Raw genomic sequence first — 20,207 nt, 5'->3', positions numbered from 1 at the left:
GGGTCACCTCGCGAGGTGACCCACCGCCGTCTTGGATCTAGGTCTAGGTCCCGTGGATTTCCGGCCTGGAGCTCAGGCCTGGCCGTGCTCCGCGTGGAGCCGGTCGGTCTCGTCCTGGACATGGGAGGCGACGTCCACATAAGCGGACGCGTGTGCGCGTGCGTGGTGGCCGCAGAAGAGCAGCTCGCCCACGGGCAGAACGACGCGCACGTAGGCCTGCGCGCCGCAGCGGTCGCAGCGGTCGAGGGCGGTGAGCGGTTCGGTCGTCAAGGTCGTCACGTCTCCATCCAACCATTTGCTCGCGCGGTTCATGCCAGCCCGGGTGGCCGGTTCGCTGCGAGCATAGCGGTGTGAGTCACAGTCTTGGGTCCCATCCGCCCCCAATTGCGCTGAAAGGGTAATTTCCGCCATGGGGTGAATCTCCGATGTCACACCGTCCGCCGGGGAGCGCCTCACCGAGGTTGTCGGTGTCCTCGTCTACGCTGTCGCCGTGACCGCAACGTCCGAGTCGTACACCGCTCGCCACCTGTCCGTCCTCGAGGGTCTCGAGGCGGTTCGCAAGCGTCCCGGTATGTACATCGGGACCACCGACTCCCGTGGCCTGATGCACTGCCTCTGGGAAGTCATCGACAACTCCGTGGACGAGGCCCTGGGTGGCCACGCCACGAAGATCGGCGTCGTGCTGCACGCCGACACGTCCGTGACGGTGACCGACGACGGCCGCGGCATCCCGGTCGACATCGAGCCGAAGACCGGCCTGAGCGGCGTCGAGGTGGTCTACACCAAGCTGCACGCGGGCGGTAAGTTCGGCGGCGGCTCCTACCAGGCGTCCGGCGGTCTGCACGGCGTGGGCGCCTCCGTGGTGAACGCGCTGTCCGCGCGTCTCGACGTCGAGGTGGACCGCGGCGGCAAGACGCACCGCATGACGTTCCACCGCGGCGAGCCGGGCACGTTCTCCGACCCGGCGTCCGGACCCAGCCCGGACTCGGCGTTCCACCCCTTCGTGGACCACTCCGAGCTCGCTGTGGTCGGCAAGGTGCCGCGCGGCCGCACGGGCACGCGCGTGCGCTACTGGGCCGACCGGCAGATCTTCCCCAAGTCCGCGGTGTTCAGCTACGACGAGCTGGTCACCCGCGTGCGGCAGACCACGTTCCTGGTGCCGGGCCTCGAGATCCTGGTGCGTGACGAGCGCGGTCTCCCGGGCACACCCGGCGAGAACGGCCCGCACGAGGAGGTCTTCAAGCACACCGGCGGCGCCGCCGACTTCGTCGAGTTCCTGGCCCCCGACTCACCGGTCACGGCGACCTGGGTCCTGCAGGGCTCGGGCAACTTCACGGAGACGGTCCCGGTGCTGGACGAGCGTGGCCACATGTCGCCGCGCGAGGTGCAGCGGGAGTGCGAGGTGGACATCGCGCTGCGCTGGGGGACGGGCTACGACACCGAGGTGCGCTCGTTCGTCAACATCATCTCGACGCCCAAGGGCGGTACGCACCTGACGGGGTTCGAGCAGGGCCTGCTCAAGGTGATCCGCAAGGGTGTGGAGACCAACGCCCGCAAGCTGAAGGTCTCCACCAAGGACGGCGCCGAGCGCATCGAGAAGGACGACGTGCTCGCCGGCCTCACCGCCGTGGTCACGGTGCGTCTGTCCGAGCCGCAGTTCGAGGGGCAGACCAAGGAGGTGCTGGGCACCGGCCCGGTGCGCCTGATCGTCTCCCGCGTGGTCGAGAAGGAGATCCAGGCCCGCCTGACCTCGGCCAAGCGGGACGAGAAGACGCAGGCCTCGCTGCTGCTCGACAAGGTCGTCGCCGAGATGCGTGCGCGCATCACCGCCCGCAAGCAGAAGGAGATCTCGCGCCGCAAGAACGCGCTGGAGACCTCGTCGCTGCCTGCCAAGCTGGCTGACTGCCGCTCGAACGACGTGGACCGTTCCGAGCTGTTCATCGTCGAGGGCGACAGCGCGCTCGGCACGGCCAAGCTCGCGCGCTCCAGCGACTTCCAGGCGCTGCTGCCGATCCGCGGCAAGATCCTGAACGTCCAGAAGGCGTCGATCAGCGACATGCTGCGCAACGCGGAGTGTGCGGCGATCATCCAGGTGCTCGGCGCGGGCTCCGGCCGCTCCTTCGAGGTCGAGGCTGCCCGCTACGGCAAGATCATCATGATGACCGACGCCGACGTGGACGGCGCGCACATCCGCACGCTCCTGCTGACCCTCTTCTACCGGTACATGAAGCCGATGGTGGAGGCCGGGCGCGTGTACGCCGCGGTCCCGCCGCTGCACCGGGTCGAGGTGATCGGCAACGGCCGGCGCAAGAACGAGTACATCTACACGTACTCGGAGGCCGAGCTGGGGACCACGCTCAAGAAGCTCGACAGGGCCGGGCGCCGCTACAAGCCGGACATCCAGCGGTACAAGGGTCTGGGCGAGATGGACGCCGACCAGCTCGCGGAGACCACCATGGACCCGCGGTACCGCACGCTGCGCCGCGTCACGGCGGAGCACGCCGAGGCCGCCGAGCGGGCGTTCGAGCTGCTGATGGGCACCGACGTGGCCCCCCGCAAGGAGTTCCTCATTGCCGGGGCGGCCGAGCTGGACCGGTCGCGCATCGACGTCTGAGCCGGAGGTGAGGGAAGCGGTCCGCCGAGGGACGAGGCGGGCCGCGGGAGCGAACCGCAGGCTCAGGCGTCCACGGGATCCGCGTCTGAGTCGTGCGCGGCCAGCGCTGAGGTCGGCCGTGCCGCGAGTGAGCACGGCCATCGCCGGGTACGGTCGTGTCGGAGAACACCACGAAGGGTAGCGATGAGCACCGACGCCACGCGCCACACAGTCACCGCGACGACGCACATCGCCGAGCCGCCCGAGCGGGTGTGGGCCGAGCTCACGCACCCCGCGGCGCGGTGGGTGCTGGGCGCCAATATCGAGACGGACTTCCAGCCGGGCAGCCCGATCACGTTCGAGGGGCACTTCTTCGGCCGTGTGTTCGCCGACAAGGGCCAGATCATCGCGGTCGAGCGGCCTCGGCTGCTGCACTTCACGCACTTCGCGCCGCTGAACGGTCACGCGGACGTCCCCGAGAACTACCACGAGATCCGCATCATGCTCGAGCCCGATGACGGCGGCACGCTCGTCACCGTGGTCGAGGAGAACATCGACACCGAGCGGCACGCGGTCGCTGCCGAGGGGTACTGGAAGGACGCGCTCGCCACGCTCGCGCACCGCGATGACGGAACCCGCACATCGAGCTGGTGACCCAGAGGCCCGACGCCTGAGACGGCCACGCCGCACGGCGGGCGCCGACCTAGACTCGCGGTGTGAACACGATCTCTCGCCGCCCGCTCCGGGCGGCTGTCGCGGCTGCTGCCGCCCTCTTGATGACCGGCCTGCTCGCGGGCTGCGGCGGCTCGGCCGCTGCGCCGGAGACGACAACCTCGGCGACGGCGAGCGCGCCGTCGGACGCCGCCTCCAGCAGTGCGTCGCCGTCCGCGGGGGCGGAGACCTTCAGCTACGCGGGCCGGACCGGGGCGACCGCCCTTGAGCTCCTTCTTGAGGCGGACCCGTCCGCCGAAGTAACGGGTGAGGGCGAGAGCGCGTTCGTCACCGCGATCGGCGGTCGCGTGGCCGACGACGCCAAGAGCGAGTTCTGGTCGCTGTCCGTGGACGGCGAGCCCGCGCAGGTCGGCGCGGGAACGCTGGAGACCGAGAACGGCCAGGAGATCACGTGGACGATCGAGACGTACTGACGCCGGCCGGCCGGCGTGACCTGACGGTCCGGGAGCTCGCCCACCGCTGGTGGCGGCCCGCGACCGTGGTGCTGGTGCTCACCGCCGCAGTGGTCTGGCGCCTGGTCGCCCCCGGCCTGGGTGCACCACCGAACCTCGAGATCGCCACCGCGGCGACGTTCCTCGCGGTGCTCCTGCTGCGCAACCGGTGGGCGGCGGTGGTGCCGTTCGTCGTGGTCGCCGTGAGCGACGCGGTACTCGGCAACACGCAGATCATGTGGTTCACCTGGTCGGCGTGGGCCGTGGTGGGCGTCGGCGCGATCTTCGCCCGGCACCTCACGGGACCGGCCCGGTACGCGGCAGCGTTCGGCGTGGGTGTGGGCGGCTCGCTGTGGTTCTTCGCCTGGACCAACTTCGGCGTGTGGCTGATGGACGGGATGTACCCGACGACCTTGGACGGGCTGCTCGCGAGCTACGTGGCGGGGCTGCCGTTCCTGCGCACCATGCTGCTGGGCAACCTGGTGCTGGTGCCGCTCGCCGCCGTCGTCGCCTCCCTCGTGGAGCGGGCCGAGGCGCGGGCCGTGGCCGGGGCCGGGCTGCACGCGGCCCAGAACTAGATTCACGGTCCGCGCCAGGCCCTGCGATGGCCGGGCCGGTCAGTGTTGCGGCACCGTGCTGAGCCCCTTGAGCGGCGAGGCCACTGAGTTCGGTCACTTGCATCGGGGTGCCGCTGACTTCGGTTTGTTGCAACAGGGTGGCGCTGACTCGGTCGGTTGCCTTGAGATCGGCCCATCGACGGACCGATCTCGAGGCAACCGACCGATCTCGCAGGTACCCAGGTGTTCCGGGTGCCCCAGGTGCGGGGGAGTCACAGTGCCCCAGGGCACGCGCACCGCCGTCGGGCTGACTCTGTTGCCCGGGCGTTATTGGGGTTACAGTCAGTAGCGGCCCCGCACGGGCTGCGGGCGCTCAACGCCGAGTGTCCGAGGACCTCAACGAGGAGATCCGATGCCGCTCGCCGCCGACCCGCACACACCCGCGTCCCCGCCTTCAGCACCCGGCCGAGGTCGCACGGCGCGGCATCGGGCCGCCGTCGTCGCTACGCTCGCCGCGCTGGTGCTCCCGGCCGTCGTCGGCGGCTCGCCGGTCGCGGCCCACGCCGCGCCCGCAACCACCGTGCCGCCCGCATCCGCGTTGCCCGCAACCACGGCGCCCGCGACCTCGGCGACCGCAGTCACCGCGCCCGCACCCGCCGCACACAGCGCCGCCGTCCCGGCTCCGCTCGCACTCGACGACGACTTCTACACCCCGCCCGACCCGCTGCCCGACGGCGCGGACGGCGAGGTGGTCCGGTGGCGCGAGGAGCCCCGGCAGCTCAGCGCCCGCAACTACCTCGTGATGTACCACTCGACGAACGCGACCGGGCATGACGTTCCTGTGACCGGGCGCGTGCTGGTACCCGGCACGGCTTGGCGGGGAGACGGCCCGCGGCCGATCGTCTCCGTGGCGAGCGGGACGCGGGGCGTCGGCGACAGCTGCGCACCGTCGCGCTGGCTCGACTACGAGCGGCCCTTCATCGAGCCGATGCTGCTGGCGGGCTGGGCCGTCGTGGTGACCGACTACGAGGGGCTCGGCACGCCGGGCATGCACACCTACGTCGTCGGACAGTCGGAGGGGCGGGCCGTCATCGACATGGTGCGCGCCGCGACAAACCTGCCCGCGACCGGGCTGCGGGCGGGCGGTAAGGTCGCGTTCTCCGGCTACTCGCAGGGCGGCGGGGGAGCGATGTGGGCCGGCGAGCTGCAGCCGGACTACGCGCCGGAGCTGGACCTGGTCGGCGTCGCGGCGGGCGGCGTGCCCGCCGACCTCACCGAGGTGGCCGAGAGCCTCGACGGGCAGGTCGGGTTCGGGTTCCTCCTGCTGGCGGCCTACGGGCTCGACGCCGCCTATCCCGAGCTGGACCTCGACTCGTACCTCAACGAGCGCGGGCGGGAGACGTTCGAGCGCGAGAAGGACGCATGCGTGGACGTCACGCTCACGCACGCGTTCCAGAACATCGGCATGTTCACGGCGACCAACCCGCTGCGCGCGCCGGACTGGCAGGCGCGCCTCGACGAGAACCGGCTCGGCGCCAACCCGCCGGACGTGCCCATCCGGCTCTTCCACGGCACGCTCGACGAGATAATCGCCCCCGGCCAAGCCAGGACGCTACGGAACGAGTACTGCGCGGCGGGCGCGGAGGTCCAGTGGGAGTGGCACGTCGGCGAGCACGTCTCGACGATGGTGACCGGTGCGCCCGGCGTCGTGGCGTTCCTCGACCGGAGGTTCAGGGACCGCCCGTTCCTGGTCCACTGCTGAGTACACCGACGTCGACCGGTGGATGGGCCGTTGTTGGTTCATTCGGGTGCCGAGCCGCAAAGTTGCTGGTGGGTTGTGCGCCGAGCCGCAGGTTGTTCGTCGATTCGGGTGTCGAGCCGCAACATCCGCGTCTCTCAGCCGCCCGATCGACACACGAGCTACGGTTCGGCACCCGGATACACCCGCAGCTTGCGGTTCGACGTCGGCGGGGGAGCTGGTCGACGAGTTTGCTGCGGTTCGACGCCGGTGGGGGAGCCCGATCGACGACCAGCTTGCGGTTCGGCGGACGAACGTCGGAACGAGCCGCGCGCGGGGCGGACGGCGGCCTCGCACGACGGGCATCGCCGTGCCACCGTAGGACCGTGCCAGCGGACGACCCGACAGACCTCGACGCCGCCGTCGACGCGCTCTACGCCCGGCCCCTCGACGAGTTCATCGCTGCCCGCGACGCCGCCGCCCGGCAGGCGGCGGACAACGGCGACCGGCTGGGCGCCGAGCGGGTCAAGCGCCTGCCCAAACCGTCGGTCGCAGCCTGGGTGATCAATCACGTGGCGCGGGACCACCCGCAGGAGATCCAGGCGCTCGCGGATCTCGGCGACGAGCTGCGGGCCGCGACCGAGGGCCGGGACCGCAGCCGCATCCGGGCGCTGGACCACCTGCGGCGGGAGCGCACCGACGCCCTCGTCCACACTGTGCGCGACGCCGGCGAGGTGGGTGGCCGGGCGGTCTCGCCCGCCGTGCTGGACCGCCTCACCGAGACGCTGACCGCCGCCGTGATGGACCCCGACGCCGCGGCCGCCGTCCGGGCCGGGCGCCTCTCGCGTGCGCTGCAGCACGTCGGGTTCGGCATCGTGGACGAGCAGGGCGAGGAGGCGGACCTCGTCGCGCTGCGCCCCGCGGCGTCCGACGCCGGGCCCCGCTCCGGCGCAAAGCCCGCGAAAGCGGCGGGGGCGGACGGGGCAGCTGCCAAGAGAGCAGGCCGGTCCGGGGACGCGCCTCGAGCCGACAAGGCCGGCCCAGCCGCGGCAGATCCCGCCGTCGCGGAGCTGGAGGCGGCCGAGCGGGCCGTCGACGAGGCGTCCGCTCAGGTCGACAAGCTGGAGGCGCGTCGTGACGACGTCGACGAGCGCCTGCGCGCCGCGGAGGAGCAGGTCACGCGCGGGGAGGACGACATCGCTCGCCTGGACCGAGAGCTGGAGCGGCTCGCCGCCGAGCGCGACGATGCCCGGCTCGCGCTCGACAAGGCGCGGGCCGCCGTGGACGAGGCGCGCGCCGACCTGAGCACCGTCGAGGACGAGCTCGACGACGCCGAGGAGCGCGCCTCCGAGGCGCGGCGCCGTCGTCGGGAGGCGCGCCGGAGATGAGGCCGGCGCCGACCAGTCGCCACGTCCCGCTCGGGCTCGACGCCGGGCTGGAGCCCGCCGCCGCGCTCGTACGCTGCCAGTGCTGCAGAGACACCGAAGCAAGGAGCCAGATCACGTCATGACCGAAGTTCTCGAGCCGGCCCTCACCCCCGACGAGACCACCGCCGACGCCACGTGGTGGCGCCAGGCCGCCGTCTACCAGATCTACCCGCGCGCGTTCGCGGACTCCAACGCGGACGGCATCGGCGACCTGCCCGGCATCGTGAGCCGTGTCCCGTACCTGCGCGCGCTCGGCGTCGACGCCGTCTGGCTCAGCCCGTTCTACCCGTCCGCTCTGGCCGACGGCGGGTACGACGTCGACGACTACCGAAACGTGGACCCGCTGCTCGGCACGCTCGACGACTTCGACTCCCTCATAGCGGCGCTGCACGACGCCGGGATCAAGCTGATCGTCGACCTCGTCCCGAACCACACCTCGGACCGGCACGTCTGGTTCCAAGAGGCCATGGCCGCGCCGAAGGGCTCGCCCGCCCGCGACCGCTACATCTTCCGCGACGGCAAGGGGCCGGACGGCGCCGAGCCGCCCGCTGACTGGACGTCGGTCTTCGGCGGCCCGGCCTGGGAGCCGGTGGGGGACGGCCAGTGGTACCTGCACCACTTCGCCAGGGAGCAGCCGGACCTGAACTGGAAGAACCCCGAGGTACGGGCGGACTTCCTGCACACGCTGCGCTTCTGGTCCGACCGCGGCGTCGACGGCTTCCGGGTGGACGTGGCGCACGGGCTCGCCAAGGACCTGCTCGACGAACTGCCGAGCCAGGCCGAGCTCGACGCCCATCCGAAGGACGGCACCCACCCGCTGTGGGACCGCGACGAGGTGCACGAGATCTACGCCGAGTGGCGCAAGGTCTTCGACTCCTACGACCCGCCCCGCACCGCCGTCGCCGAGGCCTGGGTGGTCGCCGGCCGCCGCGCCCGCTACGCCAGCGCGCACGGGCTGGGGCAGGCCTTCAACTTCGACCTGCTCGAGGCCGACTTCGACGCCGCCCAATTCCGCGACATCATCACCTTCAACCTCGAGCAGGCCGTCGGATCCGGGTCCTCGACGACCTGGGTGCTCTCCAACCACGACGTCGTGCGGCACGCCACCCGCTACGGCCTGCCGCCGCGCGGCCCCAGCGCGGGGGGTGGCGACCACACCGCGGATAAGCAGGGCAAGGAGTGGTTGCTCACCCGCGGGGCCGAGCCGGTGCTCCAGCGCGAGCTCGGGCTGCGCCGCGCCCGCGCCGCGACGCTGCTCGAGCTCGCCCTGCCGGGGTCGTCCTACCTCTACCAGGGCGAGGAGCTGGGCCTGCACGAGGTGCCCGACATCCCCGACGAGGCGCGCCAGGACCCGACCTTCTTCCGCAGCCAGGGCGCCGAGATCGGCCGGGACGGCTGCCGCGTCCCTCTGCCCTGGACGCGGGACGGCGCCTCGTTCGGCTTCGGCGACGGGAAGGCGGACCTGCCGCAGCCCGCCTGGTTCGGGGACCTCGCGGTGGAGGTGCAGGACGGCGACCCCGCCTCGACGCTGACCCTCTACCGAGAGGCGCTGGCCCTGCGGCGCGAGCTGCAGACCGCGGAGACCATGACCTGGCTCGACACCGGCCGCGACGACGTGCTCGCCTTCCGGCGGCCCAACGGCTGGGTGTGCGTCACCAACTTCGGCGACGACGTGGTCGAGCTGCCACACGGCGAGGTCCTGGTCACCAGCATGCCGCTGGACGACGGGCGCCTGCCGGGGGGCACGACGGCCTGGTTGCGGGGCTGAGCCTCACCGGGGGACGATCCCGCTCCGCCCCTGCCACTCGCCGTGCTCGGACAGCGGCCGGAACCGCAGGGTGGCGAACTCGTGGTGGAAGTCCCTCCTCCGGCGTTCGACCATCGCGGCGGCATGACGGTCGGGCGCCGGGACGGCGCTGTGGCCGTGCACCATCTCCTCCATCTCCCGCACGGACCGCCAGACCGAGAACGTCGAGATCGTCCGGGGCGGGCGCATCGCGGCGAGCGCCAGCGTGGTGCCGGGATGGTCGCGGACCAGGCGCTCCACCGGCTTGCCCCACCTGAGGAACCTCGGCGCCTCCAGGAGCCGCATCCGGGCCAGGGTGACCGCCACGACGGGTTCCTCAGGGTCCCACTGCCCCGTTCTTGCGGGTAGGTCGGGCATCGCCGCGAGCCGCGACCAGCGGCGCAGGAACTGCATCCGCACGTGCCAGCCTGCCGCCAGCTGCCTGCCCAGCGCGTCGTCCGCCAGGAAGGCGTCGACGGCGGCCTCGTCCTCCCACCGCGCGAACATCGCCATCCGACGCAGCTGCATTCGTGCCGGCGAGACGGTCGGGGCGCCGAGCTGCATCAGCGCCAGGCACTCAGCGTGTCTCAACCCTGGCATGGAAGCCGCGGTCGGCGCCTTCCACAGCGCCCCGGCCGTCGTCGTCGGACGTAGCTCTGCGAGGTGGAACGTGAAGATCGTCATCGTGGCGCAACGATCCCACGACCGTCAGCCTGCGGCCGGAGGCAGGCCGGGCTACAGGCTCATGAGCTCTCCGCCCACGAGCACCACTGGGTCGACCACCACGTCGAGCCGCTCCCGCACCCACCAGTCGCCGGTGCGGCGTCGTTCCTCGGGTGTGGTGTACCGGTAGCGGTGGAGGACCGCCCGCACCACGCGCGGCGGCTCTCCGTCGAACGGGTCTCGGCGGAGCATGCGCAGGGTCGGGGGATCGGCCTCGAGCAGCCGGCGCAGGAACACCGCGAACCACCGGGCGGGGTGCCCCAGGGGAATGAACCACATCAGCCAGTCCAGCCGCAGGTGGTACGGCGCCACCTGCGGCGGACGCCGGTCGACGGGGCCGGGCTTGCCCCGGAACTCGTACTCGACCCAGTCGTCGGGCCCGGGATTCTCGGTGCGGGTGCCCTCCACGGTGAGCTCGTCGCGGCGCTGCGTGACCGAGCCGAACGCGCCGTAGGCGTTGACCAGCCGGAACGGCTCGAAGCTTGCGTTCATCAGCTGGTGCCGCGACGCGAGGTTCAGGGCGGGCCGCACCGACAGCACGAGCAGCAGCAGCGCGACGGCGCTCACCACGACCACGAAGGCGAGCGGCGCCGAGGCGGCCGCGGTGGGCGCGGCGGCGCCGTCGGGCAGCCCGAAGAGGCCACCCAGCCAGGCCCACGTGCCGTCGTTGACCACGCCGAGGGCCAGGACGATCGTCGCCCAGTTGAGCCACGCGAAGTTGCCGGTCAGCACCAGCCAGCCCTGGGTGAGGACGAAGACCAGGGCGGCGACGGACGGGAGCGGCTGCGGGAGGAACAGCAGCCACGGGACGACGAGCTGGCTGAGGTGGGTGCCGACCACCTCGAACCGGTGCCACCAGCGCGGCATGTGGTGGGCGTGCCAGGAGAACGGGCCGGGCAGCGGCTGGGTCTCGTGGTGGTAGTACAGGGCGGTGAGGTCGCGCCAGGAGGAGTCGCCGCGCCACTTGATCAGGCCGGCGCCGTGCTCCAGGCGGAAGAGCAGCCAGCGCACCGCCAGGATGATCAGCAGGGGCACGGGCACGGCGTCGGACCCGAGGAACGCGACGACAAAACCCGCCTCGCACAGCAGGGACTCCCAGCCGAAGGCGTAGAAGGTCTGCCCCACGTTGACCAGCGACAGGTAGAGCCACCACAGCGCGAGGAACACGAGCATGGGCACCCACCAGGGCCCGGCCTGGGGCAGCCCGACGATGACGCTCACCCCCAGCAGGACGCCGCACCAGGCGACCACCGCGAGGAGGCGGTCGGAATATCGCCACCGGAACAGCGACGGCCCGTCGCGCCAGTGCGTCCGCGCCACGTACCGCGGGACCGGCGCCATGCCGTGCTCGCCGAGCAGTGGCCGGAACTGGCTCAGCGCGCCCCAGAAGGCGAGCGCGTACAGCGCGCCGAAGCCACGCTGGAGCACCGCGCGCGCGACGTCGTAGTCGGCGCTCGACCACCAGCCGAGCCAGTCGGGCAGAGTGCCCACCATGGCTTCACGCTATCGGGCCGAGGTGTCGGTCGCCGGTTTCCGGCAGGCGACGGGCCCGCGGCCCAGGCTCTTCCAGGTGTCCGACGGCGAGCCCCGGCGTACCGTGAAATGGACCACGCGGTCAACGATGATCGAGGAGGCTTGTGATGGTTGCACTGGAGTCGAAGAGCTTCGACGAGACTGATGATGTCCGACCGTTCGTCGGCAAGGGGGTGGGGCGGTTCGTGACGCTCGGTGGTAGCACGGTGGCCAGGGCCAGTTTCGAACCGGGCTGGCGGTGGTCGGAGAACGTGCGTCCCATCGCGGGCACGGACAGCTGTCAGTCACCCCACTTCGGTTACGTGATCTCGGGGCGGATGCGCGTGGTGATGGACGACGGCACCGAGGGCGAGGTCGGACCCAACGACGTCGTGCGCATCGAACCGGGGCACGACGCCTGGGTCGTCGGTGACGAGTCGTGCGAGATGGTCGACTTCGGGACGTCCCCCACCTACGCCAAGAGGGACGCCTGATCTCGCCCCCGGGCGGTGGGGAACAGACGACTGCCGGGGTACTCGGACCCGGAGAGCGCGAGGGCGAAGCCCGATCCGAGCGGCGGTGATCGGGCCGAAGCTGTCGCCGTCGAGCTCGATGTTCTGCGGCGAGTCGAACCGTGCCGCCAGACGCCGAGCCTGCACGTACTCCATGGCACGGAGCCGGGGTGCGGCCTGCAGAACCACGCGGCCCCCGCTCGTACGCTGGAGGATGCCCCCGATGGTGAGCCGTGATCCGACGCGTAGCCATTGCCAGAACCCTTGGGGACGCAGGAGGACGACGTCGAGGAGGCCGTCGTCGACCTCCGCGTCGGGAAGCAGCAGGATGCCGGCGGTGAGGGTGCCGCAGTTGCCGACGATCACGGTATGGGCGCTGATCGAACGCTCAGTGGCCCCGTCCACGCGGTAGTGCATCAAGAACCGCTCGTTGCCAAGGACCGACCTGCTGATGGGGTCGGCATAGGCGAGCCAGCCGATTCGCCTCTTCAGGATGCTGTTCGTGCCCGACGCCATGCTCGCGTCCAGCCCGATGCCTGTCATCACGAGGAACAGGTGGGTGGTGGCCGGTCCGTGCTCGCGCTCGAGCTCGGCGATGCCGACGTCGATGGCGCGATCCGACCCGGTGAATGCTGTGCGGACCGACGCCTCGAACCCCGCCAGGAGGCCGAGGTCTCGGGCGAGCAGGTTCCCGGTCCCTCCGGGAACGACCGCAAGGGGTATGCCGCTTGAGACGACTTCTTCGGCGACCGCGCGAATCGTGCCATCCCCGCCGGCAACGATCACGACCGCCGGATCGAGCTGCAAGGCGGTCCTCGCCGCCAGTTGTCCCGGGTCCTCGATGGTCGTCTCGAACCACAGGTGTGGCCCCCAGCCGTGCCGCTCCTCCTCAAGGGCGACAACCGAACGGAGCCGCACGGTGTCGACCCCGACCGGGTTGACGATGACGGCGGCATGCTTTGTCGACGAGGAGCGGGTGGCGTGCGAGCTCACCGGCGTCGTCCGGTCACCTGCTTCTCGGGCCCGCAGCCTTCAGGTGTGCTGCCGGGTCCGTTGGCGGATGATGCCCACGATCAGCGTGCCGAGGAACAGGATGATGCCGACCACGGTCAGCCAGAACAGGCCCTCGAAGAAGTAGCCGACGACCGCCAGGATCGCCCACGCGACAAGCAGAACCACTATCAAGGTCCACATACTTCCTACGGTACGCGCACCATCGGGATGAATAGATGACTGATTCGATGACATTCCCGGCCTGAGTGTCGCGGTGACCCCGGCTCGGCCACCGCGACGGCTCGTGTCAGGGCTTGGTGCGGGGCAGCCGGATGCTGGTGGCGATGAGGCCGATTCCGGCGAGGATCGCCGCGCAGGCGGCGGCCAGCAGCGGCACGTTGGCGGACGGACCCGTGACGGCGAGTGTCTTCGGCGTGCCGTTGCTGCCGCCCGGCGGCAGGTCGTCATCACCGTTGGGTGGGGTTCCGTTGTCGTCGCCGTTGGGTGGGGTTCCGTCGTCATCACCGTTGGGTGGGGTTCCGTCATCGTCGCCGGGCGGGGTTCCGTTGTCGTCCCCGGGTGGGGTTCCGTTGTCGTCGCCGGGTGGGGTCGCGGTCGGGTTGTCGGTCGGCGTGGAGGTGCCGGTCGGCGGGGCGGTCACGCAGGCGCTGCTGGTGAAGATATTGGAGTCGAGGGTGACCGCGCCGTTGCGCGCCAGGGCGCGTCCGTCCACGGTGGCGCCGGTGTTTGCGGTGATCGACGTCAGCGCCATGATCGTCCCGACGAACGTGGTGTCAGTACCCAGCGTGGCGGAGCTGCCGATCTGCCAGAACACGTTGCAGGCCTGCGCATCGTTCAGGAGCGCGACGGTGCTCGCGCTCGCGGTGGTGAGAGTCGAGCCGACCTGGAAGATGAAGACCGCGTTGGGGTCGCCCTCGCCGTCGAGCGTGACCGTCCCGGTGAGCCCGATGGAGCTGGACGCGTTGTAGACCCCCGGAGCGAGGGTCTGCCCGCCCAGGTCGCCGGCGATGCTGGCATCGGGCGCCTGACCCGCGGCGTTGTTATAGGCGATGGTGAGGTCGCTCTGTGCTTGGAGCGCGTGAGCATCCGCCGGGTGGGTGGCACCGAGGGCGACGCCGGGCGGAAACCCGGTGATCGCGGTACCCGGGCTGACGCCGACGTCGCGGTTGAGGACCGAGGGCCCGGTGTTGGTGACGGTCTGGCCGCCAAGGACCGAATAGGACGCGGTGGTGCCAAGGGGGACGGCGGTGCCGATCGCGGCCGCCGGTTGTGTGGCGAGCACGAGCGCGATGATGCCGCTCAGAGCGAGCACCGTACCTACGGTGGCCCGCAGAGGTGAAGGTGACCGTGTGGACGGCCTGGAGTGCTGGGCTATCTGATTTCTCATGGAGAAGTCTCTTTAAATCCTCCGAATCGCGGAGGCGCAATCACAGATTGTGAATGTAAGCAACACTATGCCCTTGGAGGATATCCGGCATTTTGTCGTGCTTTTGCTCGGGTTTCAGATGCATTGCACGTTGCTATATGCCATATCCGGGGCGCGCTATGGCATGCGATTCGGACATTTTCGTGCATCTGCATGTTTCGCGGCTCCCAGTCGAGGCCGGGATCCTTCGAAAATCTCGCGGCGGGCACGGTGGACGGTGCCCGCTAGCCGTCCCGGTGCAGGTGGTGGGCCAGGCTGGTGTGCGATGGCAGCCCTCACGTATTCGCCATTCGAAATCCAGCGAGGAGGCGGGAATTAGAGGGTGCCTGAGTTATCCCATGGCATTACCGGCATTTCGGGACATCTATTTATGAAGCGAGAGTTTCGGGTGCTACGTTCCGTGTCAGTGGTCCCTGCTCTGGGGGCGGGGGCCACCAACACGGTAGCTCCCGTATTGGGGGTCGGTCCCTTCGGTGAATAGCGTCGAGGCTGCATACCAAAGCGCACGCCCAACCCGAAGGAGCTCGTCATGGCGAAAACCCTGCACCAAGACAAGAAACGCATCGCTGTCATTCTTGCAGCGGTACTCACGATCACCGGGGTTGGGGTCGCCTTTGCGTACTGGACCTCCACCGGTACCGGCACGGGGTCGGCGACGACCGGAGAGAGTGTCGCCTTCACGATCACCAGCGACCCCGCTGTCGGCACGCTCGCGCCAGGCAGCGCCGGGCAGACCGTCGACTTCACTGTCACTAACCCCGGTGAAGGAACCCAGAACCTGACCGATGTCACGGTCACGCTGGCCACCGTCGACGGAACCCCCTGGGTACCGACCGGTGACAACTGCCTGGCGGCCGACTACACGGCCACCGTCACCGACGTTCCCGCCGGGCAGATCCCCGCCGGTGGGTCCCTGGACGGCACGGCAACGGTGACGCTGACGAACACCACCGCCAACCAGGACGACTGCCAGGGCCAGGAAGTCCCGCTCTACTTCACGGCTTCCTGACCCACGACCGACGCCCAGGGGGTGCTGCCGCACGCGGCGCACCCGCTGGGCGCTCGGCGGGCAGGCACAGGCCTGCCGCGGCGATCCACTCCCACGCCGCGCCCGTGTACGGCCAACAGGACGTAGTCGTCGATCATGAGCACACCTACCGGACGATCTCGAGCCGACCGCGGCGGTCGCAGGAGCGCTCGCATGTCCGGCCAGGCGTCCATCCTGATCGTGGTGCTCGCCCTGGTCCTGGCAGTCCTGGCCGAAGCAGGGCCCGCATCGGCGTACTGGAGCGGGACGGGTTCGGCGTCCGCGTCTGCGGTTACGGCGATCCTCGCCGCACCGGTCGGCGTGACTGTCCCGCAGACCGCTGAACCGGATGTCACGGTCGGCTGGGCCTCCGGCGTCGGCGGTGTTCAGCCGACGGGCTACTACGTCACGCGGCACACCGGTGAGGCGATCGCTCCGGCGTGCGCGAGCAGCCCCACCTCGCTGATCGAGGGGACCGCCTGCGTCGACGCGGCCGCCCCAGCAGGAGTACACAGATACGTCGTGACCGCCGTCTACAGATCATGGACGGCCCACAGTGCTGCCAGCGCGACGGTTACCGTGACGGCTCCCACCTTGTTGGGGGCCGCGCAGAGCTATTCCGTCCTCGCCGCCACTGCGGTGGTCAGCACCGGCACCACGACGGTTAGCGGCGACCTCGGCGTGAGCCCGGGCACCACTGTCAGCGGAATCGACCCGATGAACGTCGGCGGTGACATCCGTGCGGGCGATGAGCACGCCGCCGGCGCGCAGGCCGCCCTGGCTGACGCCTACGAGAGCCTGGCCGCACGACCGGCAGACGCCGAGCTCGTCGGCGACCTCGGCGGTCGCACCCTGACATCGGGCGTCTACCACACCACAGCCGCGATGGCCGTGACCGGAACCCTCACCCTCGACGCTCAGGGGGACCCTGACGCGGTCTTCGTCCTGCAGTCGTCCGCGGCGTTCAATACCGCCGCCGCCAGCGTCGTCGACCTCGTGAACGATACACAGGCGTCGAACGTGTTCTGGGTCGTCGCCGGCGCCGCTGGAACGGGAGCGAACTCCTTCCTGTCGGGCACGATCGTCGCCCAGGGCGCCATCACGCTCGGCGCGAGCACCGAGCTCATCGGTCGGGCGCTCTCGCTGGACGCAGTGACCCTCGCGTCAAACACCATCAGATTCACCGATGCGCTCCCGCCCACTCTCAGCATCGACGACGGACCCGCTGCGGTCACCAAGGACATCACGCCCACGATCACCGGCGTGAGCGACGCCGCGGAGTCCAGCACGATCAGCGTCGTCGTCGACGGCCAGAGCTTGTCCACCACCGTCACGGCGGGCGGTACCTGGGTGGCCACCGCGGCGGAGCTCGCCGCGGGTCGGTACGAGGTCGTCGCCAGAGTGCGCGACGCCAACGGCGATGGCGCCGCTGCCTCCCAGACCCTCACCGTCGAGGTGAACCCTCCGCCGATCGACCTCAGAGCCGCCGCCTCGTACTCTGTCCTCGCAGCTACCGGTGTCGTCAACACCGGAGCCACGACGATGAGCGGCGACCTCGGTGTCAGCCCCGCGACCTCGGTGACCGGCTTTCCGCCGGGCACCTATGACGGGAGCCTCCACACGGGAGATTCCGCCGCTGCGCTCGCACAGGAAGACCTTCTCGCGGCACTGGACGAGGCATCCTCGCGCGCGCCCCACTCGGAGATCGCCGGCGACCTGGGCGGACAGGTCTTCCACGCCGGAGTCCACCACATGACCGCCGCGCTGGCCCTCACGGGGACCGTCACCCTCGACGGTGAAGGCGACCCCGAGGCCGTGTTCATATTCGTGGGCGACGCAGCTTTCGACACCGCCGCCGCCAGCACCGTCTCGCTCGTCAACGGAGCCCAGCCCGCAAACGTGTTCTGGGTCGTCGCCGGGGCCGCGGGGACCGGCGCGAACTCGTCGATGTCCGGCTCTCTTCTCGCGCGAGGTGCAATCACCCTCGGCGCCGGCACGGCGCTGACCGGGCAGGCGCTCTCGCGCGGCACGGTCACTGTGGCCGATGGTTCGCTCACCGGTGTCACTCCTGCGCCGATGGCTCTCCTTGCCCCGTCCGAGAGACCCCTGGACGAGTCCGCCGAGCCGCCCGGGCCCAGCACTCCTGCGCTCCCCGAGACACCCGATGTTCCCGAGCTTCCTGAGGCACCCGATTCGAGCGTGCCACCGAAGGAAACGGTATCGCCGGGCGACACAGACGAGGCCGACGCGACGGTGACGCCATGAACTGTGGCCTGCTGTCGCCCACCAGCCCTGATGTCGATCCCGGTCTCATTCTGCTACTCGCGACCGCCTGCCTTGTCGCCGGAGCCATGTTCCTGCTCATAGCCCGCAAGCGTCACAGGGCAACGGCCGCACTGGTCCTGATCCTCGTCGCCGGCGTCACGGTTGCGCTCAGCCCCGGAGCCTCCGCGCCGGCCGCCGCCGCGGATTGTGCCACCGCCGACAACTCGTTGGCCGTCACCCAGACCTCCACATCGGAGGGCCTCGCGCCCGGCGTCGCGCCGGTGCCCATCACAGGGCTCGCCGTGAACAAGGGAACCGACAGCACCTACATCGCGGCGGTCACGGTCGAGATCACGTCCGTCACTGCCGACCCCGGAGCGCCCGCCGGAGCCTGCGGCGTCGGCGACTACCTCCTCCTCGACACCACGATGGCCGTCGGGAAGACTCTCGGCCCCGGCGGCACGGCCCCTTTCGGCGGGGCCTCGATCGGCTTCGCCGACAAGACCACCAACCAGGACGCCTGCCAGCACGCCACCGTCCACCTCTTGTACACCGCCAACCCTGGCGGGTAGGTCGCTACTCCAGCACCGCCCCCTTCGACGCCGACTGGACGAGCTTGGAGTACTTGGCGAGCACGCCGCGCTTGTACGGGTGGGGGAGCGGTGCCCAGCCTACCTTGCGGGTCTCGATCTCGGCCGGCTCCACCAGGAGGTCGAGCGTCTTGGAAGCCACGTCGAGGCGGATGCGGTCGCCGTCGCGCACGAACGCGATCGGACCGGCGTCGACGGCCTCGGGCGCGATGTGCCCGACGCACAGGCCGGTGGTCCCGCCGGAGAACCGGCCGTCCGTGACGAGCAGGACGTCCTTGCCGAGGCCGGCACCCTTGATGGCGCCGGTGATGGCGAGCATCTCGCGCATGCCCGGGCCGCCCTTGGGGCCCTCGTGGCGGATGACGACGACGTCGCCGGCCTGGATCGTCCCGTCCTCCAGGGCGTCCAGCGCGCTCCGCTCCCGCTCGAACACGCGCGCGGTCCCCTCGAACACGTCGGAGTCGAAACCCGCCGACTTCACGACGGCGCCGTCGGGCGCGAGCGATCCGTGCAGGATGGTGATGCCACCCGTCTTGTGGATCGGGTTGTCCAGGGCGCGCAGGATCTTGCCGTCCGGGTCGGGCGGGGCGATGTCGGCGAGGTTCTCGGCCATGGTGCGGCCCGTCACGGTCAGCGCGTCCCCGTGCAGCAGCCCGGCGTCCAGCAGCGCCTTCATGACCACCGGCACGCCGCCGATCCGGTCGACGTCGTTCATCACGTAGCGCCCGAAGGGCTTGAGGTCGCCGAGGTGCGGCACGCGGTCGGCGATGCGGGAGAAGTCGTCGAGGGTGAGGTCGACCTCGGCCTCGTACGCGATGGCCAGCAGGTGCAGCACCGCGTTCGTGGACCCGCCGAACGCCATGACCACGGCGATCGCGTTCTCGAACGCCTCCTTGGTCAGGATGTCGCGTGCGGTGATGCCAAGGCGCAGCAGGTTGACCACAGCCTCGCCCGACCGGTGCGCCCACACGTCGCGCCGGCGGTCGGCCGACGGCGGCGCGGCCGACCCGGGCAGCGACATGCCGAGCGCCTCGGCGGCCGACGCCATCGTGTTGGCCGTGTACATGCCGCCGCAGGCTCCCTCACCGGGGCAGATCGCCCGCTCGATCCGGCCGACGTCCTCCTCGCTCATGAGCCCGCGCGCGCACGCCCCGACGGCCTCGAAGGCGTCGATGATCGTGACTTCCTTCTCCGTGCCGTCCTCGAGCTTGACCCAGCCGGGCATGATCGAGCCGGCGTAGAGGAACACGCTCGACAGGTCCAGGCGCGCGGCCGCCATCAGCATGCCCGGCAGCGACTTGTCGCAGCCGGCCAGCAGCACCGAGCCGTCCAGCCGCTCGGCCTGCATGACCGTCTCGACCGAGTCGGCGATGACGTCGCGGGACACCAGCGAGAAGTGCATGCCCTCGTGGCCCATGGAGATGCCGTCGGAGACGGAGATGGTGCCGAACTCCAGGGGGTAGCCGCCCGCGGCGTGCACCCCCTGCTTGGCCGCCTTCCCCAGCCTGTCGAGCGAGAGGTTGCAGGGCGTGATCTCGTTCCACGAGCTCGCGACGCCGATCTGGGGCTTGGCGAAGTCGTCGTCGCCCAGCCCGACGGCACGGAGCATCCCCCGGGACGCGGTGGCTTCCAGGCCATCGGTCACCTGGCGGGAGCGGGGCTTGACGTCGACCGGGTTCTCAGGGCTGGTCATGCGGTTCATTGTGCCTGGCTTGCGGGTCCCGCGCCCAGCCCCGAATTGTGCTACCTACGCCGAAATTATTCGTCACTCTCGCGTCATTCCGCCGAAACGGGCCGTCCCTACCTTGATAACCGGACGCACAACGAGTGGGTTCAAAAGCGCTACTAGTCAGCACAATGCGGCTTCTGTCGTC

17 protein-coding genes are annotated in these 20,207 nt (G+C 70.5%); 10 read left to right on the top strand and 7 right to left on the bottom strand.

Features of this window, described 5'->3' with window-relative positions; translation table 11 throughout:
* Positions 1-72 precede the first annotated feature (72 nt).
* Positions 73-312 carry a DUF7455 domain-containing protein gene (locus IE250_RS02455; RefSeq protein WP_189667665.1) on the bottom strand — a complete coding sequence of 80 codons (240 nt, stop codon included), beginning with the start codon at positions 310-312 and terminating at the stop codon, positions 73-75.
* Positions 313-490: 178 nt separating this feature from the next.
* Here IE250_RS02455 and IE250_RS02450 point away from each other — a divergent pair, with 178 nt between their 5' ends.
* The 7 genes from IE250_RS02450 (at position 491) to IE250_RS02420 (ending at position 9,246) form a co-directional block, all read left to right on the top strand.
* A complete protein-coding gene (locus IE250_RS02450; protein ID WP_189667664.1) occupies positions 491-2,614 on the top strand; it encodes a DNA gyrase/topoisomerase IV subunit B in 2,124 nt (707 codons plus the stop codon).
* 183 nt (positions 2,615-2,797) lie between these two features.
* Entirely contained in the window at positions 2,798-3,247 is a 450-nt protein-coding gene (locus IE250_RS02445) for an SRPBCC family protein (RefSeq protein ID WP_189667663.1), read from the top strand.
* Between the two features lie 62 nt (positions 3,248-3,309).
* Positions 3,310-3,738, top strand: a complete 429-nt coding sequence (locus IE250_RS02440) for a DUF4430 domain-containing protein (RefSeq protein ID WP_189667662.1) — start codon at positions 3,310-3,312, stop codon at positions 3,736-3,738.
* Positions 3,717-4,334 (top strand): DUF6580 family putative transport protein, encoded by a 618-nt coding sequence (locus tag IE250_RS02435; RefSeq protein ID WP_229872068.1) that lies wholly within the window; start codon positions 3,717-3,719, stop codon positions 4,332-4,334. Before IE250_RS02440 ends, IE250_RS02435 begins: the two co-directional genes overlap by 22 nt.
* A 391-nt stretch (positions 4,335-4,725) precedes the next feature.
* The gene (locus IE250_RS02430; protein ID WP_189667661.1) at positions 4,726-6,075 is read left to right on the top strand and encodes a lipase family protein; all 1,350 of its coding nucleotides are present in this window, start codon (positions 4,726-4,728) and stop codon (positions 6,073-6,075) included.
* 362 nt (positions 6,076-6,437) lie between these two features.
* Positions 6,438-7,439, top strand: a complete 1,002-nt coding sequence (locus IE250_RS02425; protein ID WP_189667660.1) for a hypothetical protein — start codon at positions 6,438-6,440, stop codon at positions 7,437-7,439.
* A gap of 118 nt (positions 7,440-7,557) precedes the next feature.
* Positions 7,558-9,246 carry a glycoside hydrolase family 13 protein gene (locus IE250_RS02420; RefSeq protein WP_189667659.1) on the top strand — a complete coding sequence of 563 codons (1,689 nt, stop codon included), beginning with the start codon at positions 7,558-7,560 and terminating at the stop codon, positions 9,244-9,246.
* Positions 9,247-9,249: 3 nt separating this feature from the next.
* Here IE250_RS02420 and IE250_RS02415 read toward each other — a convergent pair whose 3' ends face one another.
* The 5 genes from IE250_RS02415 to IE250_RS02395 form a co-directional block, all read right to left on the bottom strand.
* A complete protein-coding gene (locus IE250_RS02415) occupies positions 9,250-9,948 on the bottom strand; it encodes a hypothetical protein (RefSeq protein ID WP_189667658.1) in 699 nt (232 codons plus the stop codon).
* A 51-nt stretch (positions 9,949-9,999) separates the two neighbouring features.
* A complete protein-coding gene (locus IE250_RS02410) occupies positions 10,000-11,481 on the bottom strand; it encodes a lipase maturation factor family protein (protein WP_189667657.1) in 1,482 nt (493 codons plus the stop codon).
* 323 nt (positions 11,482-11,804) lie between these two features.
* Complete coding sequence (locus IE250_RS02405; protein ID WP_229872067.1) at positions 11,805-13,004, bottom strand: diacylglycerol/lipid kinase family protein; 1,200 nt, start codon at positions 13,002-13,004, stop codon at positions 11,805-11,807.
* 39 nt (positions 13,005-13,043) lie between these two features.
* Complete coding sequence (locus IE250_RS02400; protein WP_189667656.1) at positions 13,044-13,205, bottom strand: hypothetical protein; 162 nt, start codon at positions 13,203-13,205, stop codon at positions 13,044-13,046.
* A gap of 106 nt (positions 13,206-13,311) precedes the next feature.
* Positions 13,312-14,337, bottom strand: coding sequence for an ice-binding family protein (locus IE250_RS02395; RefSeq protein ID WP_229872066.1), 1,026 nt, complete (start codon positions 14,335-14,337; stop codon positions 13,312-13,314).
* Between the two features lie 643 nt (positions 14,338-14,980).
* Between IE250_RS02395 and IE250_RS02390 the strand changes: the two genes are divergently transcribed.
* The 3 genes from IE250_RS02390 (at position 14,981) to IE250_RS02380 (ending at position 18,315) form a co-directional block, all read left to right on the top strand.
* A complete protein-coding gene (locus tag IE250_RS02390; RefSeq protein WP_189667654.1) occupies positions 14,981-15,460 on the top strand; it encodes a hypothetical protein in 480 nt (159 codons plus the stop codon).
* Positions 15,461-15,652: 192 nt separating this feature from the next.
* On the top strand, positions 15,653-17,743 hold the full coding sequence (locus IE250_RS02385; RefSeq protein WP_189667653.1) for an ice-binding family protein: 2,091 nt from the start codon (positions 15,653-15,655) through the stop codon (positions 17,741-17,743).
* Positions 17,744-17,829: 86 nt separating this feature from the next.
* Positions 17,830-18,315 carry a hypothetical protein gene (locus IE250_RS02380; RefSeq protein ID WP_189667652.1) on the top strand — a complete coding sequence of 162 codons (486 nt, stop codon included), beginning with the start codon at positions 17,830-17,832 and terminating at the stop codon, positions 18,313-18,315.
* A gap of 4 nt (positions 18,316-18,319) precedes the next feature.
* Here the strand turns inward: IE250_RS02380 and ilvD are convergent, their stop codons facing one another.
* A complete protein-coding gene (gene ilvD / locus IE250_RS02375) occupies positions 18,320-20,035 on the bottom strand; it encodes a dihydroxy-acid dehydratase (RefSeq protein WP_373301560.1) in 1,716 nt (571 codons plus the stop codon).
* Positions 20,036-20,207 lie beyond the last annotated feature (172 nt).

It is taken from the genome of Promicromonospora soli (assembly GCF_014653785.1).
Taxonomy (GTDB): Bacteria; Actinomycetota; Actinomycetes; order Actinomycetales; family Cellulomonadaceae; genus Promicromonospora; species Promicromonospora soli.
This window is presented reverse-complemented; position numbering and strand designations above follow the sequence as displayed.